The 14,381-nt window shown below is 67.5% G+C and carries 14 protein-coding genes and 1 pseudogene; 14 read left to right on the top strand and 1 reads right to left on the bottom strand.

The window, feature by feature from the left end:
- From gad to AC5Y3P_RS10035, 13 genes and pseudogenes are all read left to right on the top strand, one after another.
- The gene (gad, locus tag AC5Y3P_RS10095) at positions 1-1,389 is read left to right on the top strand and encodes a glutamate decarboxylase (protein WP_500045754.1); all 1,389 of its coding nucleotides are present in this window, start codon (positions 1-3) and stop codon (positions 1,387-1,389) included.
- A 32-nt stretch (positions 1,390-1,421) separates the two neighbouring features.
- Positions 1,422-2,594, top strand: coding sequence for an alanine racemase (alr, locus tag AC5Y3P_RS10090; RefSeq protein WP_500045913.1), 1,173 nt, complete (start codon positions 1,422-1,424; stop codon positions 2,592-2,594).
- Positions 2,595-2,610: 16 nt separating this feature from the next.
- A complete protein-coding gene (locus tag AC5Y3P_RS10085) occupies positions 2,611-3,678 on the top strand; it encodes an alpha/beta fold hydrolase (RefSeq protein WP_500045912.1) in 1,068 nt (355 codons plus the stop codon).
- Positions 3,671-4,141: a tRNA (adenosine(37)-N6)-threonylcarbamoyltransferase complex ATPase subunit type 1 TsaE gene (gene tsaE, locus AC5Y3P_RS10080; RefSeq protein WP_500045753.1), complete on the top strand. Its 471-nt coding sequence runs from the start codon at positions 3,671-3,673 to the stop codon at positions 4,139-4,141. Before AC5Y3P_RS10085 ends, tsaE begins: the two co-directional genes overlap by 8 nt.
- Positions 4,138-4,791 (top strand): tRNA (adenosine(37)-N6)-threonylcarbamoyltransferase complex dimerization subunit type 1 TsaB, encoded by a 654-nt coding sequence (gene tsaB, locus AC5Y3P_RS10075; RefSeq protein ID WP_500045752.1) that lies wholly within the window; start codon positions 4,138-4,140, stop codon positions 4,789-4,791. The genes tsaE and tsaB overlap by 4 nt, the downstream gene beginning before the upstream one ends.
- The gene (gene rimI, locus AC5Y3P_RS10070; protein WP_500045751.1) at positions 4,788-5,255 is read left to right on the top strand and encodes a ribosomal protein S18-alanine N-acetyltransferase; all 468 of its coding nucleotides are present in this window, start codon (positions 4,788-4,790) and stop codon (positions 5,253-5,255) included. Before tsaB ends, rimI begins: the two co-directional genes overlap by 4 nt.
- Positions 5,252-6,277, top strand: a complete 1,026-nt coding sequence (gene tsaD / locus AC5Y3P_RS10065) for a tRNA (adenosine(37)-N6)-threonylcarbamoyltransferase complex transferase subunit TsaD (RefSeq protein WP_500045750.1) — start codon at positions 5,252-5,254, stop codon at positions 6,275-6,277. The genes rimI and tsaD overlap by 4 nt, the downstream gene beginning before the upstream one ends.
- A gap of 230 nt (positions 6,278-6,507) precedes the next feature.
- Positions 6,508-6,810 (top strand): co-chaperone GroES, encoded by a 303-nt coding sequence (groES, locus tag AC5Y3P_RS10060; protein ID WP_500045749.1) that lies wholly within the window; start codon positions 6,508-6,510, stop codon positions 6,808-6,810.
- Between the two features lie 92 nt (positions 6,811-6,902).
- Positions 6,903-8,528, top strand: coding sequence for a chaperonin GroEL (gene groL, locus AC5Y3P_RS10055; RefSeq protein WP_500045748.1), 1,626 nt, complete (start codon positions 6,903-6,905; stop codon positions 8,526-8,528).
- A gap of 145 nt (positions 8,529-8,673) precedes the next feature.
- Positions 8,674-10,188: an adenylate/guanylate cyclase domain-containing protein gene (locus AC5Y3P_RS10050; protein WP_500045747.1), complete on the top strand. Its 1,515-nt coding sequence runs from the start codon at positions 8,674-8,676 to the stop codon at positions 10,186-10,188.
- Positions 10,189-10,423: 235 nt separating this feature from the next.
- Positions 10,424-10,498, top strand: a pseudogene (locus AC5Y3P_RS10045) (DUF2510 domain-containing protein); the annotation flags it as partial.
- Between the two features lie 72 nt (positions 10,499-10,570).
- Positions 10,571-11,122 carry a DUF4352 domain-containing protein gene (locus tag AC5Y3P_RS10040; protein ID WP_500045911.1) on the top strand — a complete coding sequence of 184 codons (552 nt, stop codon included), beginning with the start codon at positions 10,571-10,573 and terminating at the stop codon, positions 11,120-11,122.
- A 50-nt stretch (positions 11,123-11,172) separates the two neighbouring features.
- Positions 11,173-12,681 carry an adenylate/guanylate cyclase domain-containing protein gene (locus AC5Y3P_RS10035; RefSeq protein WP_500045746.1) on the top strand — a complete coding sequence of 503 codons (1,509 nt, stop codon included), beginning with the start codon at positions 11,173-11,175 and terminating at the stop codon, positions 12,679-12,681.
- On the opposite strand, the gene AC5Y3P_RS10030 is transcribed toward AC5Y3P_RS10035, so the two are convergent.
- Complete coding sequence (locus AC5Y3P_RS10030) at positions 12,678-13,244, bottom strand: TetR/AcrR family transcriptional regulator (RefSeq protein WP_500045745.1); 567 nt, start codon at positions 13,242-13,244, stop codon at positions 12,678-12,680. The two genes, AC5Y3P_RS10035 and AC5Y3P_RS10030, sit on opposite strands and share 4 nt — an antisense overlap.
- A 144-nt stretch (positions 13,245-13,388) precedes the next feature.
- Here AC5Y3P_RS10030 and AC5Y3P_RS10025 point away from each other — a divergent pair, with 144 nt between their 5' ends.
- Positions 13,389-14,336 (top strand): oxygenase MpaB family protein, encoded by a 948-nt coding sequence (locus AC5Y3P_RS10025; RefSeq protein ID WP_500045744.1) that lies wholly within the window; start codon positions 13,389-13,391, stop codon positions 14,334-14,336.
- The last annotated feature ends 45 nt before the right edge of the window (positions 14,337-14,381 follow it).

Genomic DNA, 14,381 nt, shown 5'->3' with positions numbered 1-14,381 from the left:
ATGCCCAACGTCACGCACCATTCCTCGCTCGCCCCCGCCTACACCGGCCGGTTGTCCACCTCACCGATCCCGGCGCTGCGGCTGCCCGACGAGTCGATGGAGCCCGAACATGCCTACCGGTTCATCCACGACGAGCTGATGCTCGACGGCAGCTCCCGGCTCAACCTGGCCACCTTCGTCACCACTTGGATGGATCCCGAAGCCGGGCAACTGATGTCGGAGACCTTCGACAAGAACATGATCGACAAGGACGAGTACCCCATCACCGCGGCCATCGAGCAGCGTTGCGTGTGCATGGTGGCCGACCTGTTCCACGCCGAGGACCTGCGCGACGACGACCCCTCCACCGCAATCGGCGTCTCCACCATCGGCTCCAGCGAAGCGGTGATGCTGGCCGGGTTGGCGATGAAATGGCGCTGGCGGCAACGACTGGAAGCTGCCGGGCAGGACTGGAAGGGTCGCACCCCCAACCTGGTGATGGGTTCCAACGTGCAGGTGGTGTGGGAGAAGTTCTGCCGCTACTTCGACGTCGAAGCCCGCTATCTGCCTATGGCCGAGGGCCGCTACGTGATCACTCCAGAGCAAGTGCTCGAGCACGTCGACGAGGACACCATCGGTGTGGTGGCCATCCTGGGCACCACGTTCACCGGCGAACTCGAACCGGTCGCCGAGATCTGCGCGGCGCTCGATCAGCTGGCCGGACAGGACGGCAAACCCGACATCCCGGTGCACGTGGACGCCGCCAGCGGCGGGTTCGTGGTGCCGTTCCTGCACCCGGACCTGGAGTGGGACTTCCGGCTGCCCCGGGTGGTGTCGATCAACGTCAGCGGGCACAAGTACGGCCTGACCTATCCGGGCATCGGGTTCGTGGTGTGGCGCAACAGCGAGCAGCTGCCCGAAGAACTGGTGTTCCGGGTCAACTACCTCGGCGGTGACATGCCGACGTTCACGCTGAACTTCTCCCGGCCGGGCAACCAGGTGGTGGGGCAGTACTACAACTTTCTGCGGCTGGGCCGCGACGGCTACACCCAGGTGATGCGCACCCTGGCCGAGACCGCGCAGTGGCTGGCCCGGGAGGTGGCCGGGATGCCGATGTTCGAGGTGATCACCGACGGTTCGGCGCTGCCGGTGCTGGCGTTCCGGCTGGTCGGAGACCCGGGCTACACGGTGTTCGACATCTCCGCGCTGCTGCGCGGTTACGGCTGGCAGGTGCCGGCCTACACCATGCCCGAGGACGCCACCGACGTCGCCGTGCTGCGCGTGGTGGTGCGCGAGGGTTTCTCCGCCAACCTGGCCCGAGCACTGCGCGATGACCTGGTCGAGGTGCTGGACAAGCTGGACAAGCTGCGGCCCGGCGGGCTGTCCACCGAGGAGCATTTCGCTCACTGAGCACCGACCTGGGACAATCGGGGGCGGTGACCATGACCGACCACACCCTGACCCCGCTGACCCCGGCCACGACGACCGCTGCCCCGACCGCGGTCGTCGATCTCGGCGCGCTCGCGCACAACGTCGGCGTGCTGCGTGAGCACGCCGGTTCGGCTGCGCTGATGGTCGTGGTCAAGGCCGACGGTTACGGGCACGGCGCGGTCGAGGTGGCGCGGGCCGCGCTGGCCGCGGGCGCCGCCGAGTTGGGCGTGGCCACCCTGGCCGAGGCGCTCGAGCTGCGTGCGGCCGGCATCACCGCGCCGGTGCTGGCCTGGCTGCACCCACCCGGCACCGACTTCGCACCGGCGCTGGCCGCCGATATCCAGATCGGGGTGTCCTCGGCGCGCCAGCTCGGTGAGCTGCTCGACGGCGTGCGGCGCAGCGGAGTGCTGGCCACCGTGACGATCAAGGTCGACACCGGCTTGCACCGCAACGGGGTGGACCCGGCCGACTTCGGTGACCTGGTGGCCGCGCTGGTCCGCGCGCAGGCGGACGGCGCGCTGCGGGTGCGTGGCTTGATGTCGCACCTGTCGCACGGCGACGAACCCGAGCATCCGGCCAATGACGCGCAGGGTGCGTTGTTCACCGAACTGCTGGCCGACGCGCGCCGCGCGGGCCTGGACATCGAGGTGGCCCATCTGTCCAATTCGCCGGCCATCCTGGCCCGCCCCGACCTGGCCTTCGACATGGTGCGCCCGGGCATCGCGATGTACGGCTTGGATCCGCTGCCCGGCAACGCACACGGCCTGATCCCGGTGATGACGCTCTCGGCGCCGGTCAGTTTGATCAAGTCCGTGCGGCCCGGCGACGGGGTGTCCTACGGACACACCTGGATCGCCGACCGGGACAGCACGCTGGCGCTGATCCCGCTGGGCTACGCCGACGGCATCTTCCGCGCGCTGGGTGGCCGGCTGGAAGTCATGATCAACGGCCGCCGCCGGCCCGGCGTCGGGCGGATCTGTATGGACCAGTTCATGGTTGACCTCGGGCCCGGTCCGGTCGACGTGGCCGAGGGTGACCAGGCGGTGCTGTTCGGTACCGGCGCCGACGGCGGGCCCACCGCGGCCGAATGGGCCGATCTGATCGGCACCATCCACTACGAGGTGGTGACCAGCCCGCGCGGGCGTGTGCAACGGGTCTACCGGCAGGTTGCTGACCGTGGCTGAGCGGCCCCGGCGTTGGATGGCCGGTGCCGCCGGTCTGGGCACCGTGAGCGCGGTGGCCGGCGTCAGCGCCGCCCGCTCGATGATGCGCCGGCAGCTGGTGGAGGATCGTTATGCCGGTGAGGATTTCGGTGTGCTCGACGCCGACCGCAGCTGCGTGGTGACCACCCCGGACGGCGTCGACCTGGCGGTGCGGGAGGTCGGGCCCACCGACGCCGCGGTGACCGTGGTGTTCGCGCACGGCTTCTGTATGGCCATGGGCGCCTTCCACTTTCAGCGCGCCGAGTTGGCCACGGTGTGGGGTGACGGGGTCCGGATGGTGTTCTATGACCAGCGTGGGCACGGCAAGTCCGCCTGCGCCGACCCCAAGGCCTACACCGTCGACCAGCTGGGCCGCGACCTGGAAACCATCATCGCGGTGCTGGCGCCGCGCGGTGCGGTGGTGCTGGTCGGACATTCGATGGGCGGTATGACCGTGCTGTCGCATGCCCGGCAGTTCCCGGAGCGCTACGGCCGGCACATCGTGGGGGCGGCGATCATTTCCTCTGCCGCCGAGGGTCTTTCCCGCTCACCGCTGGGGGAGATACTGCAGAACCCGGCGCTGGAGGCGGCCCGGTTCGGTGCGCGCTACGTGCCGGGGCTGATTCACCGCGGTCGCGGGTTGGCCCGCCGTGTGCTGGCCCCGGTGCTGCAGGCCGCTTCGTTCGGCAGCGACAAGGTCAGCCCGACCGTGGTGGCCTACGCCGAGCAGATGATCCACGACGCACCGATCGGATCGATGGTCGGCTTCCTGCATGCGCTCGGCGTGCACGACGAAACTGACGGCCTGCCGGCGTTGGCTGCGATTCCCACCTTGATCGCGTGCGGATCCGCCGACGTGCTGACCACCCCTGAGCATTCCGAGGAGATGGCCTCGGTGCTGCCGAAGGCCGAGCTGCTGATCATCGGCGGCGCAGGACATTTGGTGCAGATGGAGGAGCCCGAGGTGATCGACGATGCGCTGATCCGGCTGGTGGAACGGGCCACCCCGAACCGGTTGGTCGCGATCACCCGCCGGCTGCGCGACAAGGTGCGTCCTCGTGACTGAGCAGACCGAAACCGGCAGCGCGGTGTTGCCGACCGCCGAGGACACCCTGGCGCTGGGCCGACGGTTGGGCGCGGACCTGCAGGCCGGCGACGTCGTGGTGCTGTCCGGTCCACTGGGCGCCGGAAAGACCATGTTGGCCAAGGGGATCGCTGCGGCGATGGACGTCGAGGGCCCGGTCACCTCACCGACCTACGTGCTGGCCCGGGTGCATCCGGCCCGCCGATCCGGCGCCCCGGCCATGGTGCATGTCGACGTGTACCGGCTGCTGGATGCCGCCGGTGTCGATCTGCTCGGTGAACTGGACTCCCTGGACCTGGACGCCGATCTGGACGACGCCGTCGTCGTCGTCGAGTGGGGTGAGGGCCTGGTGGAGCGGCTCTCCGAGCATCATCTGGACGTGCGGCTGGAACGCCACACCGATTCCGAGACCCGGACCGCGAGCTGGCAGTGGGTGCGCTCGTGACCGAACTGATCCTGGCCATCGACACCGCCACTGCGGCCGTTACCGCGGGCGTAGTGCGCCGCTCCGGCGGTGGTGCCGAGACCCTGGCCGAGCGCAGCACCGACGACCCGCGGGCGCACGCCGAATGCCTGACTCCGAATGTGCTTGCCGCCCTTGCCGATGTCGGGATGAAGCTGACCGACATCGAAGCCGTGGTGGTGGGGTGTGGACCCGGACCGTTCACCGGGTTGCGGGTCGGGATGGCCACCGCCGCGGCCTACGGCCATGCCCTCGGCGTGCCGGTGTACCCGGTGTGCAGCCTGGACGCGATCGGCGGTCGCACCGTCGGTGAGGTGCTGGTGGTCACCGATGCGCGCCGCCGCGAGGTGTACTGGGCGCGCTACCGCGACGGGGTGCGGATCGCCGGCCCCGACGTCGCCGCGCCGGCCGACGTCGATGTGGACGGCGTGGCCGCGGTGGCCGGATCACCCTCGCACGCAGCGTTGTTCGGTCTTCCGGTGGTGGGACCGCAGGTTCCGTCGCCGGCCGGGCTGGTGACCGCGGTGGCTGATTGGGACGCCGGGCCCGAGCCGCTGGTGCCGCTGTACCTGCGCCGACCGGACGCCAAGACGCTGGCCGAACGTGCAGCCGGGAAGGCGGCCGGGCCATGACGGGCGAGTTGGGGGCGGTCGTGATCGACGCGCTGCGGCCGGCCGATGCGGCGCGGTGCGCGCAGCTGGAGTCCCAGCTGTTCCCCGGCGACGATCCGTGGTCGGCGCGGGTGTTCCTGGCCGAGTTGGCCGTTGCGCACAACCGGTACCTGGGCGCTCGGGTCGACGGCCGGCTGGTCGGTTACGGCGGCATCGCGCGGCTGGGCCGGCACGAACCGTTCGAGCACGAGATCCACACCATCGGCGTCGATCCGGCCTATCAGGGCCACGGTCTGGGCCGGCGGCTGCTCAACGGGCTGCTGGACTTCGCCGGTAACGGCGCGGTGTTCCTAGAGGTGCGCACCGACAACGTGCCGGCGATCACGCTCTACGAGAGCGTCGGGTTCGTCAACGTGGGGCTGCGCAAGCGCTACTACCGGATCAGCGGCGCCGACGCCTACACCATGCGGAGGGATCCGAGATGACCGTCATCCTGGCGATCGAAAGTTCTTGTGATGAAACCGGAGTCGGCATCGCGCGGCTGGGTTCTGACGGTTCGGTGACGCTGCTGGCCGACGAGGTGGCCTCCAGCGTCGACGAGCACACCCGCTACGGCGGCGTGGTTCCGGAGATCGCGTCGCGTGCGCACCTGGAGGCGCTCGGGCCGACCATGCGCCGCGCGCTGCAGGTCGCCGAGGTGGCCCGCCCCGACGTGGTGGCCGCCACCATCGGTCCGGGTCTGGCGGGTGCGCTGCTGGTCGGTGTGGCTGCGGCCAAGGCCTACGCGGCGGCCTGGGATGTGCCGTTCTACGCGGTGAACCACCTCGGTGGGCATCTGGCCGCCGACGTCTACGAGCACGGTCCGCTGCCGGAGAGCGTCGGCCTGCTGGTGTCCGGCGGGCACACCCACCTGCTGCATGTGCGCTCGCTGGGTGAGCCGATCGTCGAGTTGGGCAGCACCGTCGACGATGCGGCCGGTGAGGCCTACGACAAGGTGGCGCGGCTGCTCGGGCTGGGCTATCCCGGCGGGCGGGTGCTCGACGAGCTGGCCCGCACCGGGGACCGGGACGCGATCGTCTTCCCGCGCGGCATGACCGGACCGCGCGACGATCCCTATGCGTTCAGCTTCTCCGGGCTCAAGACCGCAGTGGCGCGCTATTTGGAGGGGCACCCGGATGCCTCGCATGCCGACGTGGCCGCCGGCTTCCAGGAGGCCGTCGCCGATGTGCTGACCCGCAAGGCGGTGCGGGCGGCCACCGATCTGGGGGTTTCGACGCTGCTGATCGCAGGCGGTGTGGCCGCCAACTCCCGGCTGCGCGAGCTGGCCGAGGAACGCGCCGCGGCGGCCGGATTGACCCTGCGGGTGCCGCGGCCCAGGTTGTGCACCGACAACGGCGCAATGATCGCGTCTTTTGCGGCACACCTGCTGGCCGCCGGTGCCGAGCCGTCACCACTGGGCGTGGCCACCGATCCGGGCCTGCCGGTGATCCGCGGACAGGTGGCATGAGCTCGCCGGCCGCCGCCGACCCGGTGGCCGCTAGTCAGGGGAGCGGGCCGGCATGTTCGCTGTGGGCGAGTTCCCGGCACCTGCACCAGCCCACCCTTGAGTGCTAGCACTCTCACGTATAGAGTGCTAGGCGGCAGTCGGACATTCCCCGTGTCGGCACCCGCGACGACGGCGCGAGGACTGGCCCGCGCTGCTGTACATGACACCTACATCAGTGAAGGGGCTCCATCGTGGCGAGCGTGAACATCAAGCCACTCGAGGACAAGATCCTCGTTCAGGCCAACGAGGCCGAGACCACGACCGCGTCCGGTCTGGTCATCCCCGACACCGCCAAGGAGAAGCCGCAGGAAGGCACCGTCGTCGCAGTTGGCCCCGGCCGCTGGGATGAGGATGGCGAGAAGCGGATTCCTCTGGACGTGTCGGAGGGCGACGTGGTGATCTACAGCAAGTACGGCGGCACCGAGATCAAGTACAACGGCGAGGAGTACCTGATCCTGTCGGCGCGCGACGTGCTGGCTGTCGTCGGCAAGTAGCGTCTCCAAGTAAGCGATAAGTGTTCCGCCCCGGACATCCCCGCATGTGCGGGTGGTGTCCGGGGCGGTGCGCTTGAGACCGAAAGACACTCATGAGCAAGCAGATTGAATTCAACGAAACCGCACGCCGCGCCCTCGAGGTAGGCGTCGACAAGCTCGCCGACGCGGTCAAGGTCACCCTGGGCCCGCGCGGCCGGCATGTGGTGCTGGCCAAGGCCTTTGGTGGCCCCACCGTCACCAACGACGGTGTCACGATCGCGCGCGAGATCGATCTGGAAGACCCGTTCGAGAACCTCGGTGCTCAACTGGTGAAGTCGGTCGCCACCAAGACCAACGACATCGCCGGCGACGGCACCACCACCGCCACGGTGCTGGCCCAGGCCATCATCAAGGGCGGTCTGCGCAACATCGCCGCCGGGGCCAACCCGATGGCGCTCGGTCTGGGCATCAGCAAGGCCGCCGACGCGGTGTCCGAGGCGCTGCTGTCCGCCGCCATCCCGGTCGATGGCAAGAACGCCATCGCCCAGGTTGCCACGGTGTCCTCGCGTGACCCCGAGGTCGGCGAGATGGTCGGCGAAGCCATGCTCAAGGTGGGCGGCGACGGCGTCGTCTCGGTCGAGGAATCCTCGACCCTGAACACCGAACTCCAGATCACCGACGGCGTCGGCTTCGACAAGGGCTTCCTGTCGGCGTACTTCGTCACCGACTTCGATTCGCAGGAAGCCGTTTTCGAAGACGCGCTGGTGCTGCTGCACCGCGACAAGATCAGCTCGCTGCCGGACCTGCTGCCGCTGCTGGAGAAGGTCGCCGAGGCGGGTAAGCCACTGCTGATCATCGCCGAGGACGTCGAGGGCGAAGCGCTGTCCACCCTGGTGGTCAACGCAATTCGCAAGACGCTCAAGGCCGTTGCGGTCAAGGCGCCGTTCTTCGGTGACCGTCGCAAGGCGTTCCTGGAGGACCTGGCCATCGTCACCGGCGGTCAGGTGGTCAACCCCGACGTCGGCCTGGCGCTGCGTGAGGTCGGCCTGGAGGTGCTGGGTACGGCCCGCCGGGTTGTGGTCAGCAAGGACGACACCGTGATCGTCGACGGCGGCGGCACCAAGGAGGCCTTGGACGCGCGGGTCAAGCAACTCAAGGCCGAGGCCGAGGCCAGCGACTCGGACTGGGACCGCGAGAAGCTGCAGGAGCGGGTGGCCAAACTCGCCGGCGGCGTCGCGGTGATCAAGGTCGGCGCTGCCACCGAGACCGCACTCAAGGAGCGCAAGCACCGCGTCGAAGACGCCGTGGCCTCGGCCAAGGCGGCTGTCGAGGAAGGCATCGTGTCCGGCGGCGGTACCGCGCTGGTGCAGGCCGCCAAGGTGCTCGACGAGCTCAAGGCGTCGGTGTCCGGCGACGAGGCCACCGGTGTCGAGGTGTTCCGCGCCGCGCTGACCGCGCCGTTGCACTGGATCGCAGCGAACGCGGGCCTGGATGGTTCCGTCGTGGTCAGCAAGGTCCGCGAACTGCCGGCCGGGCATGGCTTCAATGCCGCCACCCTCGAGTACGCCGACCTGGCGGCCGACGGCGTCATCGACCCGGTCAAGGTGACCCGCTCGGCCGTGCTCAACGCCGCGTCGGTGGCCCGGATGGTGCTCACCACCGAGACCGCGGTTGTCGACAAGCCGGAGGAGGCCGACGACCACGCAGGCCACGGGCATCACCACGGCCACGCGCACTAGGTAGTACCAACGAAACACCCCCGGTCCTGGTAGGGCCGGGGGTGTTTTCGTGGTCGGTGGGTGGGTACCTGGTGTTGCCCGGACGGCGTTCTTGATCTGAACCAACCGCCTCAATTGGGCCGCCACCGGGAATTAGTCTGCTGACATGCACCGGGTCCTCCAGTGGGCGTGGGATCGGCACGGCCCGCGCTACTCCTGGCTGGTCTGGGGCATCGTGCTGATGAGCGGTCTGATCTTCTTCTTCGCACCGATCATCATGCTCGCTTCCGAGCAATCGGACCGATATGCCGAAGTGCTCCTCCTCACCGTTGCCGTGCTGCCGGTCTGGGCCTACGTGATGGTGCGGCCACGCTCGGCGAAGTTGCGCCTGATCGAGGATTGGGCCGCCGGTCGTGACGTCGATGCGATGACGGCGTTACGGGCCACCTACAGCTTTGGGCGGGCGTCGATTGCACGGGTGATCGGGATGGATGTGCTGGGCGGCGCCGTGTACTGGGTGATGCTCAGTGTGCTCGCAGGTGCAACCGGGTGGCGGGTGGTCCAGTGGGGTGTCGTCGGCGTCGCGACCGGAGCCGCCATTCCGATGGTCAGCCTGCACAGTTTCACCGAGGCCGCCCTGCGACCGCCCCGCGCCGCCATCGGCGGCGAAGCGGGTATCGGTGATTCCCTGCCGCGCTCGCGACCGACGCTTGCCGCCTGGACCGGATTGTCAGTGCTGGCTGCGTTGTTCCTGTCGGCCGTTGTGGCAGCGATGCTGGCTGCCGTGTTGGGTGGCACGCGCGTGGACCCGGTACTCGTCGTCGTGGTCGGATGCGTGCTCACGTTCGTGGGCGGCCCGGTCGTCATCGCGCTGACCGCACCGTACTTGCGACCCGTTCGGGATCTCGCCGAGGGGACCAAGCGTGTTGCGGCCGGCGATTACAGTCGACGGCTGCCGGTAGTCCAGGACGACGACCTGGGCGCTTTGGTGGCGTCGTTCAATCGGATGCAGGCGGGTTTGGCTGAGCGGCAACGACTTCAGGCCGCATTCGGAACCTATGTGGATCCTGATCTGGCTGCGCGGTTGTTGGAGCAGGGCGATGACGTGTTCGCCGGTGAGCATCGGGAGGTGACGGTGATGTTCCTCGACATTCGGGAGTTCACGCCGTTCGCCGAAACCAACAGCGCCGAGGATGCGGTGGCCCGGCTCAACGACTTGTTCGAGATCGTGATTCCGGCCGTGGTCGATGCCGGTGGGCATGTCAACAAGTTCCTCGGCGACGGGGCGCTGGCGGTGTTCGGGGCGCCGAATGATCTGGCGGATCATGCGGGGGCGGCAGTGGTTGCGGCACTGCGGATTCAGCAGTTGGTGGCCGCGCACTTCGGCGACCAGCTGCAAGTGGGGATTGGGATCAACACCGGGGTGGTGATCGCCGGAACGATCGGTGCGGCAGGGAAATTGGAGTTCACGCTGATCGGTGACGTGGTCAATGTTGCGGCCCGGGTGGAGCAGCTCACCAAGACCACCGGAGACGCGATCCTCCTCACCCAGCAGACCGTCGACGCCCTCGATTCGCGTCCACTCGGGCTCATCGACCGGGGCGGCCACGCCCTGAAAGGAAAGTCAGCGGCCGTCCAGATCTATGGACTCGTCGCCACGACCCCAGAGCGGGCCGCCTGACCTTGGCCCGGCGACGGCGCTGCGCCGCTACGAAAAGGCGTGGGCAACTGCCGATCACGCGAGCTGCCAAGGCGTCGACCTCATCGAATTCGGATCGGACGGACGGATCTTTAGGCTCACCGCTCGACGAGTTTGATCTTCCCCGCCGGGAAAGCCCCTGGTCGGCTTGGGTCGCAGGATTTGTCGGTCCTCGTTGTTAGCCTGCCGGCGACTGCAACATGAAGGGGGAATTCAAGTGACTGAACCGTCGCCCGTACCGGGCTGGTATCAGGATCCGGCCGATCCGAGCCGCCGGCGGTACTTCGATGGCAAGGTGTGGACCGAGCACTTCGCTCCGCCGAGTCCGCCGCCGCCGGGGGCGGTCCAACCACCGAAGCAGGGCATGTCCAGGGGGCTCAAGGTCGGTCTCGGCGCCGGGGCCGTGTTCCTGGCGTTGGGCGTCATCGGCTCATTGGGTGACGGGGAGGAGAAGGGTGAGCCGGCAGCGAGTCCGACCACGCCGGCAGCAGCCGCGGTCGTGGACGAGCCAGCCGAATCGACTGTCCGGCAGGCGAGCGACGAGATCGCTCCGGTCGGAGCTTCGGTTCGCGACGGCAAGTTCGAGTTCGAGGTCCTCGGCGTCGAACGGGCCGCCACGAAGGAAGGGCTCTTCGAGCCGGAGAAGGCCAAGGGTGAGTTCTTCACCGTCCGCTTGCGGGTGACGAACATCGGTGACGACGCACGGAGCTTCTCGGCGTCCAACCAGCATCTGATCGTCAACGGCAACAAGTACGACGCCACGACTTCGATCAGCGACGAAAACTGGCTGGAGGACGTCAATCCGGGTCTCAGCATCGAGGCCGGCGTGACCTTCGACATTCCGCCCGGCGCGGTGCCGGAAGCGATCGAGTGCCACGATTCGATGTTCTCGGGCGGAGCTTTGCTCGCGCTCTAGAGGGAAACGAAACGCCCCCGTCCACGCGGCCGGGGGTGTTTCGTTTACTCATGGATCGGATGTGGAACTGGGTCTGGGACCGCTACAAATCCAGGTACTCGTGGGCGTGCTGGGTGATCACGATCCTCTTGGGCCTGCCCGTGTACCTGGGGTGGTCGGTCGCCATCGTCGCTTTCGAAGGATCTGACCGCTACCTCGAGGCGATTGCGGTCACGGTCCTCGCCGTGATCGCCTACCTGTACGTGCAGATACTTCCTGGCAACAGCAGCGCGCGATTGGCCGAACGATGGGCCGTCGGCGAGGACATCGATCCGCAGGCCGCGTTACACGCCACCTACCGGTACGGCCGACAAGTGATTGTGCGGGGGACAATCGCCACTTTGGTCTGGACCACTGCCCTGTTCGTCGGAGTCGCGGCAATCGCCGGAGCCAGCGGTTCACGGCTCATTCAGTACGCGCTGATGGGCGCCAGCGCCGCAATTGCCCTGCATTTGAGCACTGTGCACAGCTACACCGAAGGGGCGTTGCGTCCCGCCCGCGTGGCGCTCACTTCCGTTGCCGGAATCGATGATTCGTCCCCACGCGCGCATCCGTCGTTCGGAACCTGGACCGTCGCGGCGATGCTGGCGGTTGGCCTCGCCTTCACCGTGTTGGGCGCACTGTTGGGAGATGTGTTCGACGTGGCCAGACATGGCCCGGCGCTGGCCGTCGGGCTCGGCGGTGCGCTGGTGGCTGCCATCGGACCGTCGGTGTGGGCCGCGTTCTCGCCTCTGCTGCAACCCATCCGCGATCTGGACGAAGGCACCAAACGGGTAGCAGCCGGCGATTACAGCCAGCGGCTGCCGGTGGTGCAGGACGATGACCTCGGAGCGCTGGCAGCATCATTCAACCGGATGCAGGCGGGTCTGGCCGAGCGGCAACGCCTGCAGTCTGCGTTCGGAACCTATGTCGACCCCGTCCTGGCGGCACGACTACTCGAGCAGGGCGACGACGTGTTCAGCGGGGAGCGCCGCGAGGTGACGGTGATGTTCCTCGACATCCGCGATTTCACGCCGTTCGCTGAAGTCAACTCCGCCGAGGACACCGTGGCCCGGCTCAACGATCTGTTCGGGATCGTCATCCCTGCCGTCGTCGATGCCGGCGGACATGTCAACAAGTTCCTCGGGGACGGTGCGTTGGCGGTGTTCGGCGCGCCGAACGATCTGGTGGATCATGCTGGTGCGGCGGTCAACGCCGCAATGCGTGTCCAGCGCCTGGTCGACGAGCGATTCGGTGCCGAGCTCCGGATCGGCATCGGGGTCAACACCGGGGTGGTGATTGCCGGAACGATCGGTGGCTCAGGGAAATTGGAGTTCACATTGATCGGTGATGCGGTCAACGTCGCGGCCCGGGTCGAACAACTTACCAAGACCACAGGCGACGCGATCCTGCTCACCGAGCAGACCGTGGCGGCCCTGCAGCCTCGGCCGGCACTGCTCGACCGTGGCCTGCACGCGGTGAAGGGGAAGTCGGCCGCGGTCCGGGTGTTCGCCGTCGACCTGCAGTCGGTCACCGCTTAACCACGCCCGCCCACCAGCAGCCCCGCGGAGGCGAACTTCAAACCGGCGCGCAGTTCATCGAGCTGGATCGGGTCGTCGGACTCGATGTAGCGCAGCGTGGTTGCCACGGCCATGTTGAAGAACAACCAGGCCAACGCATTTGGGCCCAGTTCCTGGCGGTACTGACTGCGGTAGTGGTTCATGTGCAGTGTGGTCATCGCCAGCAGGGTGGTGTTCAGACCGGAGATGTTCTCGAACGTGCGCACATGGTCCGGTCGTTCGGCGAGATAGCGGATCAACCGGCGGTTGGCGATCGTGAAGTCGATCAGGATGTCGATCGAGGACTCCATCGCCGATTCCGGCCGGTCCAAGGTGATCGCCCGCAGCATCTCCTCGATGGCTGGTGCCTGCTCGGCCGCGAGTTGCTCGATCGCGGCGTTGATCATCTGTTCCTTGTTGGCGAAGTACTGATAGATCGATCCCTTACTGACCCCGGCTTGCTCGGCGACCAGGTTGGTGGTGATCTGCTCGGGCGCGTATTTGTGCAGCAGCACTGCCGTCGTGGACACGATTTTTGCGACCATCTCACGGGAACGAGTCTGCTTGGGGAGCTTTCGACGCTCTGAACTGCGCGTTTGTGCGGTCACATCAGACTCCTAACGCGACTTGAATGCGACTCAGAGGTCAGATTAGCGTGCATGTCAGTTACTTGACGAGAGGGAAAAGCCATGACCTCCGCCCCGGAACTCGACACCCGGCCCGTCGCGGCCGAGGACCTCGAGCCGATCGAGCTGGTGCCGCCGGACTCACTGACCTTCGAGCACACCGGACGGTGGACGTTCCTCATTCTCGAAGGCGCGGCCTTCATGATGCAGGCCATGCATCCGGTGATCGCCGAGGTCACCGGTCGCTACTCGGCGGCTTTCCACGGTGATCCGGGTGGGCGTGCCATCCGCTCGGTGGACTCGGTGCTGCGCTGGACCTACGGCGGCACCGAAGCACGCGCCGAGGGTGACCGGGTGCGTGCCCTGCACCAGCCGATCACCATGAAGAGCGAACACACCGGCAAGCAGATCAGCGCGCTCAATCCCGAGGCCTACCAATGGGTGATCGCCACCGGTTACATCGTCAACGCGCAAGCCGGCCGGTTGATGATCGGCCGGGAGTTCACCGACGATGAAAGAGAGGAGCTGCTGCGCGACAACCGTCGGCTGGCCCGGCTACTGCACGTGCCGATGCGGGGCTACCCCGAGACCCAGCAGGAGATGGCCGATTACTTCGAGTCGATGATCGACACCCTGCAGGGCACCCCGCAGGCGCTGAAATTGATGGAAGACCTGAAGACCGGCCGGGTAGACCTGCCGCCGGCGCTACCGAAACCCTTGGCGCCCTTGGTGCGAGCGGCCTTGCTGCCTGCGCTGCGGCTGAACTACCTGTCCATCGTCGGGCTGCTCGACCCGCGGCTGCGGGCCAAACTCGGTGTGACCTGGAGCGCCAAGGAAGAACGCGAATTGCAGCGCGCCTACGCGGTGATCCGCACCGCCTACCGGGTGTTGCCGGACCGGCTCACGTATTTACCGTTGGCCTATCACGCGCGCAAACATCATCAGTGCCTGGAGAAGATGAAGCAGCGTCAGGAGAAGTCGTTCGCCTACCACCTGCCGAAGGATCGTTGAGCAGGCTCATTCTTCGATAACGGCGGGCGCCGGACAATTAGTCTC

This window comes from Mycobacterium sp. NGS45, from assembly GCF_059812645.1.
This window is presented reverse-complemented; position numbering and strand designations above follow the sequence as displayed.

What these genes read in the sequence shown, in the direction of transcription:
- gad (WP_500045754.1), top strand. Translation starts at nt 1, where the DNA reads ATGCCCAACGTCACGCACCATTCCTCGCTCGCCCCCGCCTACACCGGC.
- alr (WP_500045913.1), top strand. Translation starts at nt 1,422, where the DNA reads ATGACCGACCACACCCTGACCCCGCTGACCCCGGCCACGACGACCGCT.
- AC5Y3P_RS10085 (WP_500045912.1), top strand. Translation starts at nt 2,611, where the DNA reads ATGGCCGGTGCCGCCGGTCTGGGCACCGTGAGCGCGGTGGCCGGCGTC.
- rimI (WP_500045751.1), top strand. Translation starts at nt 4,788, where the DNA reads ATGACGGGCGAGTTGGGGGCGGTCGTGATCGACGCGCTGCGGCCGGCC.
- tsaD (WP_500045750.1), top strand. Translation starts at nt 5,252, where the DNA reads ATGACCGTCATCCTGGCGATCGAAAGTTCTTGTGATGAAACCGGAGTC.
- groL (WP_500045748.1), top strand. Translation starts at nt 6,903, where the DNA reads ATGAGCAAGCAGATTGAATTCAACGAAACCGCACGCCGCGCCCTCGAG.
- AC5Y3P_RS10050 (WP_500045747.1), top strand. Translation starts at nt 8,674, where the DNA reads ATGCACCGGGTCCTCCAGTGGGCGTGGGATCGGCACGGCCCGCGCTAC.
- AC5Y3P_RS10040 (WP_500045911.1), top strand. Translation starts at nt 10,571, where the DNA reads ATGTCCAGGGGGCTCAAGGTCGGTCTCGGCGCCGGGGCCGTGTTCCTG.
- AC5Y3P_RS10035 (WP_500045746.1), top strand. Translation starts at nt 11,173, where the DNA reads ATGGATCGGATGTGGAACTGGGTCTGGGACCGCTACAAATCCAGGTAC.
- AC5Y3P_RS10030 (WP_500045745.1), bottom strand. Translation starts at nt 13,244, where the DNA reads ATGGTCGCAAAAATCGTGTCCACGACGGCAGTGCTGCTGCACAAATAC.
- AC5Y3P_RS10025 (WP_500045744.1), top strand. Translation starts at nt 13,389, where the DNA reads ATGACCTCCGCCCCGGAACTCGACACCCGGCCCGTCGCGGCCGAGGAC.